This window comes from Gelidibacter mesophilus DSM 14095 (assembly GCF_000423005.1).
Classification (GTDB): domain Bacteria; phylum Bacteroidota; class Bacteroidia; order Flavobacteriales; family Flavobacteriaceae; genus Gelidibacter; species Gelidibacter mesophilus.
The window spans coordinates 1-21623 of the sequence record NZ_AUHD01000017.1 but is presented as its reverse complement, the minus strand read 5'-3'; the positions used below and the strand labels follow the sequence as shown (position 1 = coordinate 21623).

Below are 21623 nucleotides of genomic sequence, written 5' to 3'. Positions count from 1 at the left end.
TTTATGGTTATAGAAGCACTTTATCAGCATTTTTTACAATGCACATCAGTAAGTACCGACACTCGAAAAATTGAAAAAGACAGTATTTTTTTCGCTTTAAAAGGAGACAATTTTAATGGAAATGAATTTGCCAAGCACGCTTTGGAATCTGGCGCAAAATATTGCGTGGTTGACGAAGAAGCCTACGCCATTGATGAACGGATTATTTTAGTAGAAAACGTCCTAGAGAGTTTACAGCAACTTGCCGCATTTCACAGAAATCAATTGGGGGTTCCTATAATTGCGCTTACGGGAAGTAATGGGAAGACCACTACCAAAGAATTAATCAATGCGGTGTTGTCTAAGAAATATAAAACGACCGCAACGCTTGGCAACCTAAACAACCATATTGGTGTTCCTTTAACCTTGTTAGGCATGAATGGAAATACCGAGATTGGAATAGTAGAAATGGGTGCTAACCATCCCAACGAAATTGAATTTTTGTGCACCATCGCCAATCCTGACTATGGACTGATTACCAATTTTGGTAAAGCACATCTTGAAGGCTTTGGGAGTCTTGAAGGGGTCATCAAAGCAAAATCCGAGTTGTATGATTATTTAATGGCTCATAAGAAAACTATATTCGTCAATGACAACGATGCTACCCAGGTACAACAAACTTTAAATTATCAGCATATCCATAAATTTGGGTCCCTCACCTCTTCGGACACCAAATTAAAAATCATCGACTCTCAACCCTATGTAACCCTAAACTATAATGATTCTGTTATTAAAAGTCAACTGACAGGGACATACAATTTTAATAATATTGCTGTAGCAGTAGCCATAGGTTCTTATTTTAAAGTGGCCTCGGAACAGATTATCAGCGCCATTGAGAATTACATACCTACCAATAACCGATCGCAAATTCTTAAAAAAGGAAGCAATACAATTATCATGGATGCTTATAACGCCAATCCCACAAGTATGATGGCGGCTCTTGAAAATTTTAATCAATTGCAACAAGGAGAAAAAATAATCTTCTTAGGGGATATGTTTGAATTGGGTGAAACTGCGGAAAGTGAACATCAGGTAATTGTAGATTATCTTGAAAAAAACGTCTTTGGGAAAGTGCATTTAGTGGGTAAGAATTTTTATAAAACGAATGTCAAAAAAAGAAACATAGAAAAATTTGAAACTTTTGACCATTTAAAATTCAAGCTTCAAAACAATCGTATTACAAATTCATTTCTGCTGATTAAAGGGTCGCGTGGAATGGCTCTGGAACGCATTTTAGAGCTTTTGTCATGACCTAGACTAGTTCATTATAGTTTATCTGGGAAAGCGAATAACATTGCCTATTCCAAACAAATTTAGATTGTTCGGAAATTTTTTATGAAAAGCTCAATTATGACGGATTCGCCTTTTTGATAATGGCCTTAAGTCGTTCTTTTCGAAGTTCTTTATCAGCTTTTTGCTTATTAATTTTCCTATCAAGAAGCTTGGTATGCTTGGCTTTGTTTTTAGCGTTTTTCTGACCTTTGGGTTTTGGCATGATGGGTGCTTTAGGTAATCCTTATCAAAAGTAATGTAAAGATTAAACAAAGTTACGTCTTTTCCGTATTTTCAATACACAGCTATTAATCTATGTCATTACAAATAAACGCAGCACGAGTCATCATTGTTAAAAGATATTTTTAGCAACCTTTGAGTTTGATTCTTTTGAGTTTTATAAGCACGCTTAAGGTGAACGCTTTCACAGTATCACTTTGGGTCTCTTCAAAGTCGGCGGACATATACAGCGTTCTGTAAACTTCTGAGTAATCTAATTTAATGTTTAATTCACTGATAAGTCTTGGACTTGAGATTTGCAATGGATTAACTGCGTTGAGCCAGAAGTTGAGCCAGAATAAAACCACTCCTGCAAATACAATCCCGTGCGCTCAGCAGCGCCCTTCGTATTTTTTTTGTTTCCTGAGAATCCTCAAGTGTTTGACTTGGGATTCTCAGGAAACAAAAATCCCGATGCTCTCGCATCAGGATTCTGCTTGATGTGGTCCATACTGGATTCGAACCAGTGGACACATCGCCCTGAAAACAAGGGCTTTGCAATATCAAAAACTTCCAAGGTAACCGAATAGGTCACCTTTTTGAACGTATGGGCTGATTTCGAAAATTCAAAATTACAAATAAAATCATTCATTGATAAATAAAATGAAATGGATTAATAAACCTGTTTCATCTCCAAAATTTATACCGACTACTTACTTAATCTTGTTGACCATCATCACTCTGCTAACATTGTTGCATTAGATCTTGTTATTTATAATATAAATACCCTAAAGCAATGTAATATTAATAGCTTATAAAAGCTGATAATTGATGTATTCAACTATTAACATTTACTTAATAGTTTGGTAATCCACAGCCAAATGATTCACACTTAATTTGTCAAAAAAAAATAATCTTCTAATTTAAAACCCTTCATATAAGATTAAAAAACAAATTTGAGCCAGTCTAATAATTTAAAGCCCGCTTCTGCTACAACAGAAACGGGTTCTTTAAAATAAAACTACAGTATAAATTCATAGTTCTATTATCATGAAATACAAATTACGAAAAATTTTAATCTATTTGAAAAATTCAATTTCCTTTTTATTAATTATTTCTTTATTGCTTAACACTACCTCAGCAAAATCTGAAACACATTATATCACACATTCAGTTGACTCGATTTCCAAAACAATTATTGAACAAACACTTAAAGGCGTAGTTCTAGATGACTTAGGGATGCCACTACCAGGAGCTTCCGTTACCCAATTAAATACTACAAATGGAACCTCAACAGATTTTGATGGACATTTCAACCTTACTCTAACTGAGTTGCCAATTACAATTAAAATTTCTTATATCGGCTTTAAAACCAAGGAGCTTATGATTACAAGTTTAAACCCACTACAAATTCAAATGGAGCTGGAGAACAGTACACTGGATGAAGTTGTAATAATAGGTTATGGCAAGACAAGTCGTGAAAAACTCTCCACAGCTGTTAGCACAGTTAATACCCAAAATATTGATGAAAGACCTGTTGCTGACGTTAGCACTAGTCTACAAGGCATAAGCCCTGGTTTAAACGTAACACAAAGCACTGGTAAAATGGGCTCTGAACCGCGAATCAATATCAGAGGTTTTACCTCTATTAACGGAGGTACCCCTTTAATCTTAATTGACGGAATTGAAGGCGATTTAAGCAATTTAAACCCCAACGATGTTGAATCCATCAGTGTGCTTAAAGATGCAGGAGCGGCAGCAATTTACGGAGCAAGAGGTGCTTTTGGTGTGGTGTTGGTAACGACAAAGAATGGCGATAAAGGGAACGTACGGGTTAATTTTGGAGTGACTACCGCTATCAATTCACCTACTATGAATACTGATTTTTTAACCGATCCCTTTAAAGCAGTTTCTATAGTGGATGAGGCTTTTAGAAATAATAGTGGGGCTTCTTACACAGGTTACACAGAAAAAGACATGCAGGCGCTCTACGAAGTTTCTCAGAACCCTTCATTAGCACGTGTTGTAATTGATCAACGAAATGGTAAAGATCAATACATTCATTATGGACAAACAGATTGGTGGGATACATTTTTCAGAAAAAAATATCCCACGCAAATTTATACAACTTCTATTGCTGGTGGTTCTGAAAAAGTAAAAGCCTATTTTTCATACAGAAATTTTAAATCTACAGGAATCCTAAAAGTTCAAGAAGACACTTATGACAAATACAATTTAAGAGGTAAAGTTGATATTAAAGCTTCAGAATGGCTATCGTTCTCAAACAACATGCAATACAATAGCTCAGAAGATCTTGAGCACAGCGGAAGTCAATATGGCAACTACCGTAATATCTGGAATAGTCTAATTTGGGTGCATGCCCTACCGTCCTATGTTCCTGTAAATCCTGATGGCGGTGCCTTGTGGCGTACAGAATTAAATAATTACACTATAGGTGATGGTGTTTATGCTGGCTTATTGCAAGGAACTACAAAGCAGCAAACTTTCAATAATGAGTTCAGCAATATCGCTTCCGTTGAGATAAAACCTCTAAATGGGTTAACATTAAATGCCAATTACGCTATAAGACGAAACACCTTTAGTCGGTATCAGCGATCAACGAGAATCCCTTACTCCATTTATCCTGAGCAAATAGAGCTCATGGGTAATGACTATTTAAATGAATATCGCACAGAAAGTAAGTTTGATGCCCTAAACGTGTATGGTGAATATAGGGGGTATTTTGGAGACCACAACTTAAAGGTTACACTTGGATTCAATCAGGAAACTTATGTAACTAACAGCATTTCAGGCAGCAAACAAAATCTGATTTCTAATGATTTAAACTCCTGGGGTTTAGCTACATCAAATCCCGCGGTGTCAGGAGGTGCATCTGAATGGGCATTGCAAGGCTTGTTTTACAGACTATCTTATGATTATCAAGATAAATATGTGCTAGAACTTAATGGTAGATATGATGCCACATCAAGGTTTCCCACTGATTATCGCTGGGGCTTTTTTCCTTCTGCTTCTGCAGCATGGTTAATCAATAAAGAACAATTCTTTGAAGATGTCACAGGAAATACATTTGATCAATTTAAACTTAGGGCATCTTATGGTTCTTTAGGAAATCAAAATATTGACAATTACGCATACTTTCCTACCTTACCAAATGGCCTTTACAATTATGTTTTAAACGGAAGTCAATTAAACTACATCGAATCTCCTGCTTTAAACCCTTCAGAAATTACCTGGGAAAAGGTAAGCACTATGAATTTAGGTATAGACATAAGTGTTTTAGACAATAAACTTTCTGCAACATTTGACTGGTTTCAAAGGGACACAGACGGCATGCTCTCTCCAGGCGCTACACTACCAAGCGTTTTAGGAACGGGATCTCCGTTGGAAAACTCAGCAGATTTGAGAACTAAAGGTTTCGAACTTTCATTGACATATACAGATTCTTTTATTTTGGCAAAAGATCCATTCTCCTACTCATTAACAGGTAATTTATCTAACTCTAAAACAAAAATAACAAATTTTGACAACCCTAATCTAAGCCTAGTAGATTTTTATGAAGGAATGACAATAGGCGAATTATGGGGCTATAAGATTGACGGTCTTTTTCAAACAGAAAACGAAATAGCAAATCACGCAGATCAAAGCTTTGTTTCAAACCGTATCTCTGCAGGTGGCGGACTAAAACCTGGTGATGTTAAATACATCGATCTAGACGGGGATGGCTATATAGGAGAAGGAGAAAATACTGTTAACAATCCGGGAGACCGCAAAATTATTGGAAACTCCGCACCGCAATACCTCTATAGCTTCTTGGCTAGTGCAGAATGGAAAGGTTTCGATTTATCCATGTTTTTCCAAGGAGTTGGTAAGCAGGATTGGTATCCGAATTCAGATTCCAGAATATTTTGGGGACCTTATAACAGACCTTATAATTCATTTATAAGAAAAGATTTAGCAAATCAAATTTGGAGTCCTGAAAACCCAGATGCGTATTACCCAAGAAATTATGGCTATATCGCCTTAGGAGGCTCTCTTGAGAAAGTTAATGACCGGTATTTGCAAAGTGTCGCCTATTTGAGATTTAAAAATTTGACTATAGGCTATACCCTACCTGACGGAATCATTTCAAAATCTGCTACTAAATTACGTATCTATTTTAGTGGTGAAAATTTGCTCACCTTTTCTCCTTTAACTGAATATATTGACCCAGAAGCGGCAAGCGCATCTGTAAATTTAAATAGTCCATCACCTTCAACAAATAGAGGTACAGCCCAGACTAACCCGTTCTCAAAAACCTATTCTTTAGGTATTTCTCTTAAATTTTAAAAACCCAGACAATGAATTTTAAACATATTATTATCGGAATATTTATAGCTTTCAACATAAATTCTTGCAGTAATGATTTTTTAGATAAGCAGCCCTTATCTGAAATTACTGCTGAAACATTTTTCAATACACCTAGTGATCTTCAACTATACACAAATGGTTTTTATAGAATGTGGCCTAGTACTTCAATATACAATGGAGAGGCCACTACAGATAATATTATACAAACCGAATTAAGTGATGAAATGCGTGGCACTCGTCTCGTACCAACTTCTGGTGGTGGGTGGAACTGGCAATACCTTAGGGATATTAATTTTTTTCTTCAAGAATATGAAAAGTGCGACGACGAAGAGGCCAAAGCACACTATGGTGGTGTCGCTCGTTTTTTTAGAGCTCAATTTTACTTTGATAAACTGCAACGTTTTGGAGAGCTTCCTTGGTATGATCAGCCCATTTTAGCTGATGACATCGAAGCCTTGACTAAACCTCGAGATAGCCGTCGGTTTATAGTTGATAAAATTCTGGTAGATCTTGATTGGGCAATTGAAAATTTAAAAGAAGAGCAAAACACATTTGAAGTAACAAAGTATACTGCACTGGCACTAAAATCCCGTGTAGGTCTTTATGAAGGCACCTATAACAAATACAGAGGAATGGATGGTTATGAGAAATACTTGCAAGCCTCCATTGCTGCTTCGCAAGAATTAATCCACAATTCTCCCTATATGATATTTGCTACAGGTAATCCACATAAAGATTATGCTGAACTTTTTAATTCTCACGACGCCAATGGTGTGGAGGTTATATTAGCCCGAACATATTCTGAGGACCTTAATATAGGACACAATGTTAATTATTATACCACTACCAGTTCCTATGGGCGTCCTGGCATACCAAAAGATCTTGTAAACAGTTATCTTAATGCGGATGGCACCAGATTTACTGATCTTTCGGGATATAATCAATTATCATTTACAGAAGAAGTGCAAAACAGAGACCCCCGTTTAGCTCAAACCATTCGTACACCAGGTTATACAAGAAAAGGTCAAAACACACCACTTGCGCCAAATCTCGGAGCAACTGTTACAGGGTATCAAATTATTAAATACGTTACAGAACCTGTTTACGATACAAACGGGCAATCAATCACTGATTTACCTATCTATCGTTTTGGTGAGGTCGTATTAAATCATGCAGAAGCTTTAGCTGAATTAGGTCGCCTTTCTCAGGAAGATTTGGACACATCCATTAATTTACTGAGACAACGGGTCAATATGCCCAATCTTAGCCTTGATGCTTCCAATAATTTACCAGATAATTTTATGGCATCACAATATCCGGGGGTACTAGGTGTAAACAAGGGGGTTATTTTAGAAATCAGACGTGAAAGACGTATTGAGCTTTTTATGGAAAACTTTAGATGGGATGATGTGGTGCGTTGGAGAGCTGGACAAACTTTGACCCAGCCAATTCGCGGTTTATATTTTCCAGGGGCAGGATCTTACGATCTTACAGGTGATGGCACGCTTAATGTTGTTTTATATGAAGGCGAGAAACCATCAGACCCTATAAGTGGTGTACAATATTATAAATTGGGTTCTGATTTCACACTTGATGCGAATGGTCTAATTGATCCACATCCTGATTATAATAATAGAACGTTTGATGAAAATAAAGATTACCTATATCCTATTCCTCGTATAGAATTACAGTTGAACCCAAATCTTGAACAAAACCCAGGTTGGAAATAATGAAAAAACTAATTTATATAATTTTTGCACTGCTGGTAACCAGCGGTGCAATTTCTCAAGAACAGCACACTGAAATTACCGTAGTTTCTTTTAACGTTAGATACAACAGTGCTGAGGACGGCATAAATGTCTGGGAGAATCGCAAAGAATGGCTTACACATAGCATCCGTTTTTTTGATTCTGACCTTATAGGTGCTCAGGAAGTCACACATACACAAGTTATAGATATGCAACAACTTTTACCAACTTATAGTTATGTTGGTATTGGTCGTGAAGGGGGTAATAAAGGAGAGTTTTCTCCAATTTTTTACAAAAAAGAGAGGTTCGAACTCCTGGACCATAATACATTTTGGCTTTCAAAAACGCCAATGCAAGTCGCTTCAAAAGGCTGGGATGCTGCATTGCCACGCATTGTCACTTGGGCTTGGTTTAAAGATAAAGCTACAGGCACAATCTTTTATCATTTCAACACGCATTTTGATCATCGGGGTAAAAATGCCCGGATAGAAAGTGCCAAGCTATTATCTGAAGAAATAACAAGCATTGCCAAAACAGAACCTGTTCTAGTTACTGGTGATTTTAACAGCGCACCCAAGAGTGAGCCTATTAAAATTCTTTTAGAACATAATTTGTATGATCCCTATCTCACTCTAGACAAGGACCGCGTATATGGTCCTGAATACAGTTCCAATGGCTGGAATGTAAAAGGTAAAAGTTCTAAAGATCGAATAGATTATATATTTTATAAAGGCGCTGTAAAACCCTTAAGCATACAAATCCTCGATGCCCAACGCGGTGACCAATTTATATCCGACCATTTTCCAGTCATTGCTAAAGTTAAGATTTCTGATTAGACATAAAACTCTAAATATACTATGATTACAAAGAATTCAAAAGTTAAAAATTTAATAGTGGGGACAGTCTTTATGATGGTCCTCATTTCAGATTTCTCGAAACTACATGCACAGGATTCATTAAATACTGAAATCAGTAATGAACTGCGAATTTTAAGCTATAACATCCATCATGCAAACCCACCATCTATAAAAGACAAAATTGATCTTCCTGCTATTATTAACGTAATTAAAAATAGCAAAGCAGACCTGGTAGCTCTACAGGAAGTAGATTCCAATACAGAACGTTCAGGTTTTGGAAATCAAGCTGAGCAAATTGCGGAAGCTTTAGGGTTTCACGTGTTTTTTGGAAAAGCAATAGATTTTCAAAATGGAGCGTATGGATTAGCAATTCTTTCTAAGTTTCCCATTCTGAAGTCTCAGATTTATCATCTTCCTTCAAGTCCCGAAAGAACTGGCGAACCTCGTATTTTAACGATGTCTCAAATTAAGTTGCCGGATGGCAAATCAATTTGGTTTGCCAACACCCATCTTGATTCTGAGAAGGACCATACAAACCGACTGCTTCAAGTTCATAAAATCATTGAAATCACACAGAAGGAATCAATACCCATAATTATTGCAGGAGATTTCAATGCTGTTGAAAAAAGTCAGGTAATTGAAGTTTTTGATCAAAAATTCACCCGTACCTGTGAATTATGTTTACCTACAATACCTGTTATCAACCCAACAAAAGCAATTGATTTTATAGCTTTTAAACCCAAAACAGCTTTTAAAATTAAAAAACATAGTGTCGTGTCTGAGCACTATGCTTCAGATCATTTACCGGTATTGGCAATACTCGAATTTCATAAGTTATTCAAAATGTGAGTAGTGCAAACAACGGGCATAGTATACCACCTCCAGCGGATTAAAGTGAGCATAGCTCAGCGGAGCAAAGTGAACCACCTACAGCGGATGAAAGTGAACCACTAAAAATCGATTCTATTTGTACAGGTTTTCCGACCTTTTTAATTAAAAAGGTCATGGCAAATACACAAATAGATATGCGAAAAATAAAACAGATTTTTAAACTCTACAGCGAAGGTGTCAGCAAGCGCAAGACAAGTCTAATCACAGGACTTTCACGTAGTACCATTACCAAGTACATTGACTTTTTCAAGCGTTATCAGCTTACGAATTACGAAGTGTCTGCTATGACACTTGAAGAGCTGAACAACCTCTTTAAATCCGATCAAAAAGAAAAGAGCCCACAGTTACTGACCCTAGAAAAATACTTCCCTTATTTTGATAAGGAGCTTCGGAAAACTGGAGTTACCAAAGAACTGCTCTGGCAAGAATATTATGGCAAACACCCAGATGGCTTCAAGATCACCCAGTTTAGATATTGGTATCGGGAGTGGGCGAAAGAGGTGTCTCCAGTGATGCACTTTTCCCATAAAGCTGGCGACAAGCTCTTCATCGATTTTACGGGAAAGAAGCTCTCCATTGTGGACCGTCACACAGGAGAAATACAAGACCTGGAGGTCTTTGTCTGCGTTTTGGGCAGCAGTCAATACACGTATGTAGAAGCCTGTGAGAGCCAAAAGAAAGAAGATTTTATGGCCTGCGTTGAAAATGCACTCTGGTTTTACGGCGGAGTACCCGAGGCTTTAGTCCCTGATAATTTAAGGGCTGCTGTGACCACGGGCAGCCGGTACGAGCCCAAGGTAAATGAAGACTTTGCCGACTTTGCAGCGTATTACAAAACGGCAGTATTGCCCACTAGAGCCTATATGCCGAGGGACAAGGCCATTGTTGAAAATGCTGTACGGATTATATATACCCGTGTATTTGCACCATTACGCAACCAGATGTTCCATAATAGGCGAAAACTCAACAAAGCCATACTGGAACAGCTTAAATTACATAACAACATGTCATTTAGAGGTCGGGAGTACTCACGCCATTCTTTGTTTGAAGAGATTGAAAAACACCAACTCAAGGCACTCCCCTCAAAATGCTATGAGATCAAACGTTCTGCAAACGCAACGGTCCATAAAAACAGTCATATTTACTTCGGAAAGGATAAACACTATTATAGCGTGCCCTATCAGCATATCGGAAAGCGGGTCAAGGTTATTTACTCAGATAGTACTGTAGAGGTCTACCATCAGCAGGAGCTGCTCACGGTCCATTCAATAACAAAACAAAAATACGGGTACACCTCCATAAAGGAGCACATGCCTTCTCAACACCGTTTTGTCAGTGAATGGAGCAGTGAGAAATTTATTGCCTGGGCTGACCAGATAGGAGATCACTGCAAAGAACTCATCATTAAAATACTCGACAAAAAACAACATCCCGAGCAATCCTATAAATCCTGTCTGGGCATATTGCATCTTACAAAAAAAGTGGGCAATGCACGACTGGACAATGCCTGCAAACGCGCTCTGGATTATGGTGCGCACAACTATAACATTATAGAACGCATCCTTAAAAACGGATGGGACACTTTAAATGAAGATGTCGAACAGCAACCGGATATCCCCAGTCACAATAACATTAGAGGCAGTAATTATTATAAATAAAACCATAAACAATGAACGCACAGACATTAGAGCACATGAAACAGTTAAGGCTATACGGTATGTATAGAGCCTTCGACGGGAGTTTGTCACCACAGAACATTACCTATACCAATGATGAGCTAGTTGCGTATCTCATCCAAAGTGAATGGGATGACCGGCAGAACCGAAAGATAGAGCGATTGACAAAAGCGGCACATTTTAGATATAGTGCCGTTATGGAAGCTATCGATTATGATGCTTCAAGATGTTTAGATAAAAATCAAATACAACGCTTCTCCAGTTGTAATTTTATAACACAAAAACAGAATCTGCTCATTACGGGAAGTACAGGTGCAGGGAAAAGTTATATGGCATCGGCAATTGGTCACCAAGCATGTTCATTGGGCTACAAAGTGATGTATTTTAATACCAATAAACTCTTTACCATGCTAAAAACATCAAAAGCCGATGGTTCCTATTTAAAGCAAATCAATAAGCTAGAGAAACAGGATCTGCTCATCTTGGATGACTTTGGACTTAAAGCACTGGATAGTATCAACAGGCATTCTTTTATGGAAATTATAGAGGACAGGCACGGTAAACACAGTACCATCATTGCCTCCCAATTACCGGTTGAAGCATGGCATGAAATTATTGGGGAACAGACCATTGCAGATGCTATTTTGGACCGCCTTGTGCACACAGCTCATAGAATAGATATAAAAGGAGAATCTATGCGCAAAAAATTAAAAGATAATCACTAAATTTAACCACAAATGAATCGATTTTGAGCACTTACTTTGATATGCTCACTTTCATCCGCTGCGTGTGGTTCACTTTGTCCGTCCTATCCATCAATGACGGCCAATTCATTTTTGTTAAGAATGTCTCGTTCCGTCTTTAAAAATCTTATGCTAAAATTAACAAATGGATTTCCTACCAACCAATCTAATTTGATAGCCAAATTTATCAGCTTCTTCAACCTTGTCAAGTGTTTCATAACGCCGTTATGATTCAATTTGCTTTTTTTTCTAAGAAAGCATTCAAACTCACTGATGAATTCAAATGATATATCAATTAAATTTACGTCTTTTGATTTCATGGAACATTCCAAAAATTCAAGCAAATATTTTTCTGTGGTAAAATAATGGCTTAGAGTACTCGGCTTAATGACGTTTGCCATAATCCTTTGATGGTAGTTTATTAAATCAACTAAAGTTTTTTGATCGTTGCCCTCCTTGTAGTAGTAGGTTTTAATCGCACTGGCTGTTATGACCTTTCCCTCAAGGTTTAATTGCCGTTGGCATTCTAAAAGTTTAAAGTAAACTTGGTCAATATGGGCATTGACCTGCTGGCTGTCGCTTGATCTACCAATCATTTTTTTTGTAGTCTTACTCCATGACTTAATAGGAATGGACTTACCCAAACTGATCTCTAAACGTATGCCATTTGCAGTGACTCTGGCATATAATGGCGCATTGCCAGATTTCTTCTTTGATACGTTCTGCCAGAACGTAATTGATAAATTTGATGTTCGCATAGTTCGTTTTTTAAATATTCATTAAAAACGAAAGTCAAACCATACGTATAATAGAATTAAAACCTAAAAGATAATAATTCGAGCTAACCGAATAGGTCACCTAAACTTTGATGTTAAATCAAATCATTTAACAACTATTAAAATGTATTTACCTGTAAATCAAACAATTACATATATTATAATTTACAAAAATACCATAAAAGTGGTCCATACTGGATTCGAACCAGTGACTTCCACGTTGTCGACGTGACACTCTGAACCAGCTGAGTTAATGGACCTGCTGTTTATAAAAAAAGTCCATACAATGTATGAACTTTAGTGGGCGATGAGGGGTTCGAACCCCCGACCCCCTCGGTGTAAACGAGGTGCTCTGAACCAGCTGAGCTAATCGCCCTATTACGGGATGCAAATATAGATTAGTTTTTGATATCCCAAAAGCTTTTTAATAAAAATTTTAAATTATTTCTGCTACAACAAAGGTGCTGCCACCTACATATATCACATCTAATTTTGTAGAACATTGTTTTGCTGCACTTAACGCGTCTTTAACACTACCATAAGCGGCACCTTTAAATCCGTTCGCAACAAAAATATTGTGTAACTCTTCTGCATTTAATCCTCTCGGAATATTAGGTCGGCAAAAATAATAGATAGCATGTTTAGGCAATAAAGATAAAATGGAAGTTACATCCTTGTCATTTACAACCCCAAACACCATATGCAACTGTACATATCGCTCTTCTAACAATTGGTCCATGGTATATTTTAAACCTTCAGCGTTATGCGCTGTATCACAAATAATCTTTGGTTCTTCCTGCAGAATTTGCCAACGCCCATTCAGTCCTGTGTTCCTTATAACAAACTGAAAGCCGTTCTTAAGTGATTCCTCTGATATTTCGAACGACTTTTCACGAATGATATGTATTGCGGCCAGCACTGTCTCCTTATTTTTCTTCTGATAAGCGCCTTTTAAGTCGGAGTTATAATCTTGTAAAGCTTCTATCTGATCTGCAAAAAAGATATCGGCATCACGTTGGGCAGCAAGCTTCTTAAAAACAGGAGCTGTTTCTGGTTGCGTTTCTCCTATAACCACCGGCACATTAGTCTTTATGATTCCACCTTTTTCATACGCGATGACTTCTAACGTCGTTCCTAAAAACTGGGTGTGATCTAACCCAATATTTGTAATAACAGACAGCTCTGGCGTAATGATATTTGTAGAATCCAACCGTCCTCCCATCCCTACTTCAACAATAGCGATGTCCACTTTTTCTTTAGAGAAATAGTCAAAAGCCATTCCGACTGTCATTTCAAAAAATGACAACGCATGTGTTTCAAAAAATGATTGGTGATTGCGGATGAATTTTACAACAAAGTCCTCACTTATCTCATTGCCATTGATTTTAATACGCTCCCTAAAATCTTTTAAATGTGGAGACGTATAGAGGCCAACCTTGTAACCCGATTCTTGTAAAATGGACGCCAACATATGACTCGTCGAACCTTTCCCATTGGTACCGGCCACATGGATACTTTTGAAGTTATTTTCGGGATGCTTAAGATATTCAGCTAACTGCAGAGTATTATCCAAGTTGGCTTTATAAGCTGTCTTGCCTTGGTTTTGATACATTGGCAACTGCCGAAACATCCAATTGACTGTATCTTGATAGGTCATTTATTGAGTAACGCTAAAATCGATTTTCACAAAACCTACTTGGGTAGATGGCGCCTTTGGATCGGCTGGCCATTTATAGGTGAGCGCCGTTTTTCGGGCGGCTTCATAGAGGCATATATTTCCTGTAGTTCCCTTTTTTCCAGGGATGGCATTTACAACCCGGCCGTCTCTGTTCACGTGGATTTCTACCACGACCCTTCCCTCTTCATCACAATCAGGTACGACTTTACTATTTGAAGGTTTGCCTCGGCCGTTTAATCCGTAACCACCGCCACTGCCCCCACTACCAGTACCAGGTTGTCCAAAATAGCTCGGAGCATATGGATCGCCGTCTAATTGGCCTTTATCCCCTGGTTTAGCATCATCACCTTCGCCACCGGTGGTTTTACCCTCCGATTTTTTAACTCCGCCAATCAAGGCATCCAACTTAGCCTTTTTATCAGCTTCTTCCTGCCGTTTTTTAGCTTCGGCAGCTTCCTTTGCTTTTTGCACGCGCTCTACCTTTGCTTTAGCATCCGCTTTTGCCTTGGCATCTGCAGCCTCCTTTTGTTTTTTCATGGCAATAGCTTCAGAATTGTCTTCCGTCAATACTTTTTCAGCTGGTTGTTCTGATTTTGTAGGTTCTGTCTTTTCTTCTTCAACTTTCGTTTCCTTTACCACCGGTTCAGTGACCACCTCTTTGGGTTCTGATTTAACAGGTTTAAGCGGTTGTACAGCGCCACTGCCTACTTCTGAATCACCAAAATTGACTGCAATCCCATATTCCAATGGCGGATCCATATAGGGAGGCCCCATCACAAATAATAGCAACAGCAGAATAACCACAATAAGTGTGGTGAGTTTTGCTGAATTGCGTTCATGTTTGGTTTTCAGATATTTCATTTCATTTTATAAAATCTACAAATTCCAATGCAGGTGAAATAGGCCTTAATTAGGCTTAACCGCCAATATCACCTTAAATTTATTTCTGTTGGCAATGTCCATTACCTTAACGACATTCTCTACAGCAACGGATTTTTCAGCTCTTAAAACAATGGTAGGTTCTTCCTGATTGGCGAGAACATTCTTTAATTCAAGTTCCAAAACACTTTCCCCAACCAACTTTTGATCGATATAATAGTTTAAATCTTTGGTAATACTTACAGCGACCGATTTTTTATTTTCCGTTTTCCCACCAGCTTTAGGTAGCAAGATGTCAATAGCATTAGTCGTTACCAATGTAGATGCCAACATAAAAAATATCAATAACAAGAAAACAATATCTGTCATTGACGACATATTGAACTCTGGTGTTACTTTATTTCTTCCTCTTATATTCATAATTAAGTATTACTCAAATTATCATTTTTCTAATGCCTTCTCATGTCTGCTCAGCAGGCAAGTGCCAATAAATTAGGCTTCCAACTTAACCTTCCCGCATTTGAGAACTAAAGATTATCAACTACAGACTGAATTAAATCGGTTCGTTCAAGTGGTCTAAAAACTCTAATGAGTTGGCCTCCATCTGATGCACAACTTTATCTGTTTTAACTACCAAATGGTTATAGGCCATATAGGCGACGATACCTACAATCAATCCACCAACAGTGGTAGTCATTGCTGTATAGAGTCCGTCTGCCAAAAGTTTGATGTCGATTTGACCGCCCGCGTTTGCAATTTCAAAGATGGATAAAATCATTCCAATAACAGTACCTAAGAATCCAATCATTGGCGCTACACCCGAAATGGTAGCCAGAACACTCACGTTTTTTTCCAATTCATAAACTTCCAATCGTCCTGCACTTTCCAAAGCCGTACTAATGTCTTCCAAAGGCTTGCCGATTCGGCTGATCCCTTTATTGATTAATCGAGATACTGGCGTATTGACTTGGGCACATAGAATCTGGGCAGAATCTGTTTTTCCATTGGACACGTGATCTTTTATTTGATTCATGAAATTTGAATCTATTTGAGATGCTGCCTTTACAGCAAATAATCTTTCGAAATAAATATATATTGCAAAAACCAACAACACAAACAAAAGGGCCATGATGATAATTCCCGCAGTTCCTCCACTACTTATCAATTCAATTATGGACAATGTTTTTTCAACTGATTCTGCTTCTGGAACAAGTTCCACTCCATCTTGAATAGTACTCTGTAATATCATATTAAAATTTATTAAAATTGAATTAATAAGTGTGTAAACGTTCAAAACTGAACTTAAGTATATTTTTTATTCGTGTTCTAGTAGACATTAATCGTAAGGCGCTTAAGATGTATTGTATGTAGAACAAAAAAGCGCTGTTACCGCGTTTAATTTTCGTGACAAATATAAAAAACTAAGCATCGCTATGAATCAAATTTGCAATAATTTTAAGGATAATAAATTTTACCTGAACTATGATCATTTAATGCCCCTGTCACACTACTTAAGCAGTTGTTTTCATTGCGAAGTTTTAAAACGCCCAAAAATGCAAAAATGAGTGCTTCTTTGTTGTCAATTAGTTTTTTTTCGGGGATTACAATAACATTGGAAGTTTTATCGGACAGGCATTCCATTAAAAAATCATTAAATGCACCTCCTCCAGTCGTGAGCACTGAGGCATTATTTTTTGAATTGATGACCTGTGAAATTTGAATTGTGATATGCTCGACAAAAGTTCTTAAAGTATCTTTGGTATCCAAATTGCGTTCATCAATTAGTGGGAAAATTTCTGTTTTGACCCATTCCAATCCTAAAGATTTTGGATAAGCGATTTCATAAAAGCTCAAAGCATTCAACTCCTGTAGCAAGGCTTGGTCAATAGTCCCGGAGGCCGCTATCTTCCCCGCATCATCATAATCTAAACCTAAATCACTTACATAATGATTCAGTACAATATTCACAGGGCAAATATCATAGGCGATTCGCTTCCCGCTAATTTCCGTTGAGATATTTGCAAACCCGCCTAAATTTAAACAAAATTCATATTGAGAAAACATCAACTTATCGCCTATTGGTACTAAAGGCGCACCTTGACCACCTAAAACTACATCAGCAACCCTAAAATCACACACTACGGTTTCATCTAAAAAGGTTGCTAAATTTGGCAAATTACCAATTTGATAGGTCAGCCTATTTTCCGGTTGGTGTAATGCTGTATGCCCATGAGAGCAAATGGCATCTAACCCGGAAAGTTTATGCTTTTGAATAAACTGAAGAATGGTCTCTCCTAAAAAAATTGTATAATCCTCATCCAATTCTACTAATTCGGCCTTGGTCAATGTTACCAAATTCTTCAATTTCCATACCCAATCTGAGGAATATGCATAAGTTTCTGCCTCCAATATCTCAAAATTCCATTGGTTGCTGTATGTAAAAGAACAATGGGCTAGGTCAATCCCATCCAAGGATGTACCTGACATCACGCCTATAACGTTGTAGTGATTTTTATTCATAAGTGTAAAAATAGCTATTCAAATTGAAAAAATAGTAGTAAAACCTTATCTTTGCATTCATTTTCTAACAAATCAACAATTACCTTATACTATGGATTTTACGCTAACAGAGGAACATAAATTAATTCGCGACGCAGCTCGTGATTTCGCCGATTCGGAACTTCTTCCTGGGGTTATTGAGCGCGACAACAAGCAACAGTTTCCAAAAGAATTGGTCAAAAAAATGGGAGACTTGGGCTTTTTGGGAATCATGGTTGACCCAAAATATGGCGGCAGTGGAATGGATACCATTTCCTATATACTGATCATGGAGGAATTATCTAAGATAGATGCCTCAGCTTCGGTGATTGTATCGGTAAATAATTCATTGGTATGTTATGGTTTAGAAAGATTTGGCAACGAAGAACAAAAGCAAAAGTATCTCACAAAATTGGCTACCGGCGAATTTTTGGGTGCTTTTTGTCTAAGCGAACCTGAAGCAGGAAGTGATGCGACCTCACAAAGAACTACAGCAATAAAAAAAGGTGACCATTACATTTTAAATGGTACTAAAAACTGGATTACCAGTGGTGGACGCGCTGATGTGTATTTGGTAATTGCACAAACGGACAAGCATAAAGGCTCACACGGTATCAATGCATTTATTGTTGAAAAAGGTACTCCAGGATTTGATATTGGTCCTAAAGAGGACAAATTAGGAATTAGGGGCAGTGACACACATACCTTACAATTTAACGATGTAAAAGTACCGAAAGCAAACCGAATTGGGGAAGATGGCGCAGGGTTTAGATTTGCAATGAAAACACTTTCGGGTGGACGCATTGGTATTGCCGCTCAAGCTTTAGGAATTGCTGCCGGTGCTTATGAATTGGCCTTAAAATATTCAAAAGAGAGGAAAGCCTTTGGAACGGAAATCTGTAATCACCAAGCCATTGCGTTTAAATTAGCAGATATGTATGTGGATATTGAAGCTGCACGCCATTTAGTGATGAAAGCGGCTTGGGATAAAGATCAAGGTAATAATTATGATGTATCAAGTGCTGTGGCCAAATTATTTGCCTCTAAAGTGGCGATGGAACATACAGTTGAAGCAGTCCAGATTCATGGAGGCAACGGGTTTGTTAAGGAATATCACGTAGAACGCTTGATGCGCGACGCCAAGATTACCCAGATCTATGAAGGTACCTCGGAGATACAGAAGATTGTCATTTCTAGAAATCTAATAAAAGAATAAAATTCCAAATCATAATTCAATAAAAGACTCAACATAGGTTGGGTCTTTTTTTATGATAAATGAAAAGTTTCTAAAGATCCTTATCCTCCTCCCTAATAGTGTCTAAAACTAACCCTATTTCAGAATAGCTATATTTCTGATCAAGTTTACCTTTTAGTTCTGAAAGACTCTCGAAAGATTGTTTTGGGATGAGTTCCGTCAGTTCTTTAAAATGTACTTCTGAAATTAAATCCGTTACTTTGACTTCACCTGACACCACAAATTTTGATAAATGACCAAAAACTGTTGTTTCAGCAAGCTCACGTTCTGCAGCAATTTCGGAAACGCTTTTCCCAGATTTAAATAATTCTAAGGATATCTTATCAGATCCAACTTTTGCCGTTTTCTTTTTGGGTTCTGGAGACTTTTCCAAAACAATAGACTCATCAGTTTCAATATCATTCTCTTCACAATAGGCCTTTATGACTTCGAGTATCTGACTACCATATTTATCTACCCTAACTTTACCAAAACCATTGATTTCTAATAGTTGCTTTTTATTGACGGGAAGCACTTCACATATCTCATATAATGCTTTTTGTGTGAAGACCTGATAGTGAATCAAGTCATTTTCATTCGCAATTTCATTTCTTAATTCTCTTAGCAATTCAAATAATTCAATATTAACCGTACCATCAATTACGGATGCTCTTGACTTCTTTGGTTTCTCCTTAGTCAAGAATATTGATTTGGCCCTCAATTCCAAAAACTTCTGCGTTGAAAAACCTTCAGCCAAACCATTAAAAAAAGAGAGTTTGACCGTAACAAGTTCTTCGATGGTATCCAAAATTTTAATAAGATCATTTTCAATGCCTTTATTATCTGTTGAAAAACTGAAAGCTTTTAAACCCTCTACAATCCCTTTTTCAGTTTCAGATTTAAAATAGGCAATGGCTTTATTAAATCGCTCTTGAACCAAACTATTGGTTTCAGGTAAACTTTTATCATCTGAGATTTGATGCAATTGAAGACTAAAACTATTGCTTAGCTTTAAGAAATTAGTAATCGCATTTTTTATAGAAATCAATGGAGCCTCCACATTTCCTTGAACGCTGCCTCGGTTTTTATAATAGATGTCCAACAAACGATTTATAGGATATAAGAATTCATAAAAATCAAATATGTCCTGAATGGATTCGAGTTGAAAGACTTTTTTAGCCAACTGTAGCGTTTGCTCATCGGGTTGATTTTCAGCTGAGGATTGCGTAAATAAACTGACCTGTTGATCATTGATGATTTGGCTCGAATCAATTTTACTTTTTAGCACGAGACCTTCTAAGGATTTACATCTACTTAAAGCCACATAGGTTTGTCCATGCGCAAAGGCACCTTGGGCGTCCACTATGGCCTTTTCAAAGGTCAAGCCTTGGCTTTTGTGGATCGTAATAGCCCAAGCTAAACGTAAAGGCATTTGTGTAAACGAGCCAATTTTATCTTCCGTTATCGCCTTTGTTTCAGCATTGACAGAGTAGTTGATATTCTCCCATTCCTCTCTAGTGGTATTAATATTAAATTCATCTTCTGGACATCTTACGACGACTTCATCTTTATCCAAAAAAATGACCTTCCCTATTTTCCCATTAAAATAGCGCTTTTCAGGAGTGCTATCATTCTTGATAAACATCACCTGAGCGCCCACTTTCAAAATTAGTTCTTCGCTATTTGGAAAGGCATGATCGGGAAACTTTCCTGAAATCTTCGCCTTATACGTAGATGATTTGGTGGTTAAAGACTTTAGTTCAGCACTATTTACCTGTTCTGCTCTATTATTATGGGTAGTCAATGCTATATAACCCTCCTTTGGATCGGGTTTAAAATCCTTGATATACCTTTTATTGAGTTCCTCTGCAGAAGCTGGTGATAAGGTGTTATTCCGGATTTCGTTAAGAATCTCAATAAACTTGGGATTTTCCTGTCTGTAGATGTGTCTGAGTTCTATGGTTATGGCATTACAGCTCTGATAGACAATACTACTAAAGAAATAACCAGTTTGATAATAGGGCTTTAGCAGTTGCCATTCATTCTCTCTAATGACGGGAGAAAGCTGTTGTAAATCTCCAATCATCAATACTTGTACGCCTCCAAAAACTTTATTTCTATTCCTAAAGCGCTTCAAGGTTTTATCAATGCCGTCCAATACATCAGCGCGCACCATACTTATCTCATCAATAATTAATAAATCCATCGATTTTATAATATTGATCTTGGTTTTACTAAATTTCTTATTGAAACCAGAGGACGTGTTGGAATTAGCATCAGGTAAGATGGGGCCAAACGGCAATTGAAAAAAGGAATGAATGGTGACGCCTTTGGCGTTGATTGCAGCCACTCCGGTTGGTGCTACAACTACTATACGTTTTAAAGAATTATGCTTTAAATTATGTAAAAAAGTAGTTTTACCTGTACCTGCTTTTCCTGTCAAGAAAATACTTTGATTGGTATTGTTCACAAAATTCCAGGCTAACTCAATATCCCTATTTTCATCCATTCTACGCTATTTGGTATCAGCCATTGAAAATACACAAAATTGAGGTGTATTTAAAGTACTTTCGGATTAAATGAAATCATTATTGAAATGGTGTATGACGCCCCCTGACCCCTACAAACAAAAAAAGTCCCTCCATGTTGCCATGAAGGGACTCTCAAAAAAAGGCGGCGACCTACTCTCCCACGAGATGCAGTAC

At 37.4% G+C, this 21623-nt stretch carries 17 protein-coding genes and 2 tRNA genes; 8 read left to right on the top strand and 11 right to left on the bottom strand.

What is annotated here, in order from left to right; all coding sequences use genetic code 11:
• Positions 1-3: 3 nt before the first annotated feature.
• Positions 4-1290, top strand: coding sequence for a UDP-N-acetylmuramoyl-tripeptide--D-alanyl-D-alanine ligase (locus tag G525_RS0115935; RefSeq protein WP_027127040.1), 1287 nt, complete (start codon positions 4-6; stop codon positions 1288-1290).
• Positions 1291-1387: 97 nt separating this feature from the next.
• On the opposite strand, the gene G525_RS22415 is transcribed toward G525_RS0115935, so the two are convergent.
• Positions 1388-1534: a hypothetical protein gene (locus G525_RS22415; RefSeq protein WP_169514454.1), complete on the bottom strand. Its 147-nt coding sequence runs from the start codon at positions 1532-1534 to the stop codon at positions 1388-1390.
• A 429-nt stretch (positions 1535-1963) separates the two neighbouring features.
• Positions 1964-2182 (bottom strand): hypothetical protein, encoded by a 219-nt coding sequence (locus tag G525_RS0115920; RefSeq protein ID WP_027127038.1) that lies wholly within the window; start codon positions 2180-2182, stop codon positions 1964-1966.
• A 431-nt stretch (positions 2183-2613) separates the two neighbouring features.
• Between G525_RS0115920 and G525_RS0115915 the strand changes: the two genes are divergently transcribed.
• From G525_RS0115915 to istB, 6 genes are all read left to right on the top strand, one after another.
• Entirely contained in the window at positions 2614-5877 is a 3264-nt protein-coding gene (locus G525_RS0115915; protein ID WP_245577810.1) for a SusC/RagA family TonB-linked outer membrane protein, read from the top strand.
• An 11-nt stretch (positions 5878-5888) separates the two neighbouring features.
• Positions 5889-7628 (top strand): RagB/SusD family nutrient uptake outer membrane protein, encoded by a 1740-nt coding sequence (locus tag G525_RS0115910; protein WP_027127036.1) that lies wholly within the window; start codon positions 5889-5891, stop codon positions 7626-7628.
• Positions 7628-8482 (top strand): endonuclease/exonuclease/phosphatase family protein, encoded by an 855-nt coding sequence (locus G525_RS0115905; RefSeq protein WP_027127035.1) that lies wholly within the window; start codon positions 7628-7630, stop codon positions 8480-8482. The genes G525_RS0115910 and G525_RS0115905 overlap by 1 nt, the downstream gene beginning before the upstream one ends.
• Positions 8483-8503: 21 nt before the next feature.
• Positions 8504-9352: an endonuclease/exonuclease/phosphatase family protein gene (locus G525_RS21230; protein ID WP_211222942.1), complete on the top strand. Its 849-nt coding sequence runs from the start codon at positions 8504-8506 to the stop codon at positions 9350-9352.
• 155 nt (positions 9353-9507) lie between these two features.
• The gene (istA, locus tag G525_RS0115895) at positions 9508-11052 is read left to right on the top strand and encodes an IS21 family transposase (RefSeq protein WP_027127034.1); all 1545 of its coding nucleotides are present in this window, start codon (positions 9508-9510) and stop codon (positions 11050-11052) included.
• 11 nt (positions 11053-11063) lie between these two features.
• Entirely contained in the window at positions 11064-11795 is a 732-nt protein-coding gene (gene istB / locus G525_RS0115890; protein WP_027127033.1) for an IS21-like element helper ATPase IstB, read from the top strand.
• Positions 11796-11878: 83 nt separating this feature from the next.
• On the opposite strand, the gene G525_RS21225 is transcribed toward istB, so the two are convergent.
• The 8 genes from G525_RS21225 to G525_RS0115850 form a co-directional block, all read right to left on the bottom strand.
• Positions 11879-12571: a phage integrase SAM-like domain and Arm DNA-binding domain-containing protein gene (locus tag G525_RS21225; protein WP_035479941.1), complete on the bottom strand. Its 693-nt coding sequence runs from the start codon at positions 12569-12571 to the stop codon at positions 11879-11881.
• A 203-nt stretch (positions 12572-12774) separates the two neighbouring features.
• Positions 12775-12849 (bottom strand) — tRNA-Val (locus G525_RS0115880).
• 41 nt (positions 12850-12890) lie between these two features.
• Positions 12891-12965 (bottom strand) — tRNA-Val (locus tag G525_RS0115875).
• Positions 12966-13025: 60 nt separating this feature from the next.
• Positions 13026-14246, bottom strand: a complete 1221-nt coding sequence (locus tag G525_RS0115870) for a bifunctional folylpolyglutamate synthase/dihydrofolate synthase (protein ID WP_027127032.1) — start codon at positions 14244-14246, stop codon at positions 13026-13028.
• Positions 14247-15128, bottom strand: a complete 882-nt coding sequence (locus tag G525_RS0115865) for an energy transducer TonB family protein (RefSeq protein ID WP_027127031.1) — start codon at positions 15126-15128, stop codon at positions 14247-14249.
• Between the two features lie 45 nt (positions 15129-15173).
• A complete protein-coding gene (locus G525_RS0115860) occupies positions 15174-15566 on the bottom strand; it encodes an ExbD/TolR family protein (protein WP_027127030.1) in 393 nt (130 codons plus the stop codon).
• A 133-nt stretch (positions 15567-15699) separates the two neighbouring features.
• On the bottom strand, positions 15700-16395 hold the full coding sequence (locus G525_RS0115855) for a MotA/TolQ/ExbB proton channel family protein (protein ID WP_027127029.1): 696 nt from the start codon (positions 16393-16395) through the stop codon (positions 15700-15702).
• 206 nt (positions 16396-16601) lie between these two features.
• Entirely contained in the window at positions 16602-17666 is a 1065-nt protein-coding gene (locus G525_RS0115850) for an anhydro-N-acetylmuramic acid kinase (protein ID WP_027127028.1), read from the bottom strand.
• Between the two features lie 91 nt (positions 17667-17757).
• Between G525_RS0115850 and G525_RS0115845 the strand changes: the two genes are divergently transcribed.
• Entirely contained in the window at positions 17758-18900 is a 1143-nt protein-coding gene (locus tag G525_RS0115845) for an acyl-CoA dehydrogenase (RefSeq protein WP_027127027.1), read from the top strand.
• 70 nt (positions 18901-18970) lie between these two features.
• Here the strand turns inward: G525_RS0115845 and G525_RS0115840 are convergent, their stop codons facing one another.
• Positions 18971-21427 carry a helix-turn-helix domain-containing protein gene (locus G525_RS0115840; RefSeq protein WP_027127026.1) on the bottom strand — a complete coding sequence of 819 codons (2457 nt, stop codon included), beginning with the start codon at positions 21425-21427 and terminating at the stop codon, positions 18971-18973.
• Between the last annotated feature and the right edge of the window lie 196 nt (positions 21428-21623).

Coding starts and splice junctions, on each gene's coding strand:
- G525_RS0115935 (WP_027127040.1), top strand. CDS start 4: ATGGTTATAGAAGCACTTTATCAGCATTTTTTACAATGCACATCAGTA.
- G525_RS22415 (WP_169514454.1), bottom strand. CDS start 1,534: ATGCCAAAACCCAAAGGTCAGAAAAACGCTAAAAACAAAGCCAAGCAT.
- G525_RS0115920 (WP_027127038.1), bottom strand. CDS start 2,182: ATGAATGATTTTATTTGTAATTTTGAATTTTCGAAATCAGCCCATACG.
- G525_RS0115910 (WP_027127036.1), top strand. CDS start 5,889: ATGAATTTTAAACATATTATTATCGGAATATTTATAGCTTTCAACATA.
- G525_RS0115905 (WP_027127035.1), top strand. CDS start 7,628: ATGAAAAAACTAATTTATATAATTTTTGCACTGCTGGTAACCAGCGGT.
- G525_RS21230 (WP_211222942.1), top strand. CDS start 8,504: ATGATTACAAAGAATTCAAAAGTTAAAAATTTAATAGTGGGGACAGTC.
- istA (WP_027127034.1), top strand. CDS start 9,508: ATGGCAAATACACAAATAGATATGCGAAAAATAAAACAGATTTTTAAA.
- istB (WP_027127033.1), top strand. CDS start 11,064: ATGAACGCACAGACATTAGAGCACATGAAACAGTTAAGGCTATACGGT.
- G525_RS21225 (WP_035479941.1), bottom strand. CDS start 12,571: ATGCGAACATCAAATTTATCAATTACGTTCTGGCAGAACGTATCAAAG.
- G525_RS0115870 (WP_027127032.1), bottom strand. CDS start 14,246: ATGACCTATCAAGATACAGTCAATTGGATGTTTCGGCAGTTGCCAATG.
- G525_RS0115865 (WP_027127031.1), bottom strand. CDS start 15,128: ATGAAATATCTGAAAACCAAACATGAACGCAATTCAGCAAAACTCACC.
- G525_RS0115860 (WP_027127030.1), bottom strand. CDS start 15,566: ATGAATATAAGAGGAAGAAATAAAGTAACACCAGAGTTCAATATGTCG.
- G525_RS0115855 (WP_027127029.1), bottom strand. CDS start 16,395: ATGATATTACAGAGTACTATTCAAGATGGAGTGGAACTTGTTCCAGAA.
- G525_RS0115850 (WP_027127028.1), bottom strand. CDS start 17,666: ATGAATAAAAATCACTACAACGTTATAGGCGTGATGTCAGGTACATCC.
- G525_RS0115845 (WP_027127027.1), top strand. CDS start 17,758: ATGGATTTTACGCTAACAGAGGAACATAAATTAATTCGCGACGCAGCT.
- G525_RS0115840 (WP_027127026.1), bottom strand. CDS start 21,427: ATGGATGAAAATAGGGATATTGAGTTAGCCTGGAATTTTGTGAACAAT.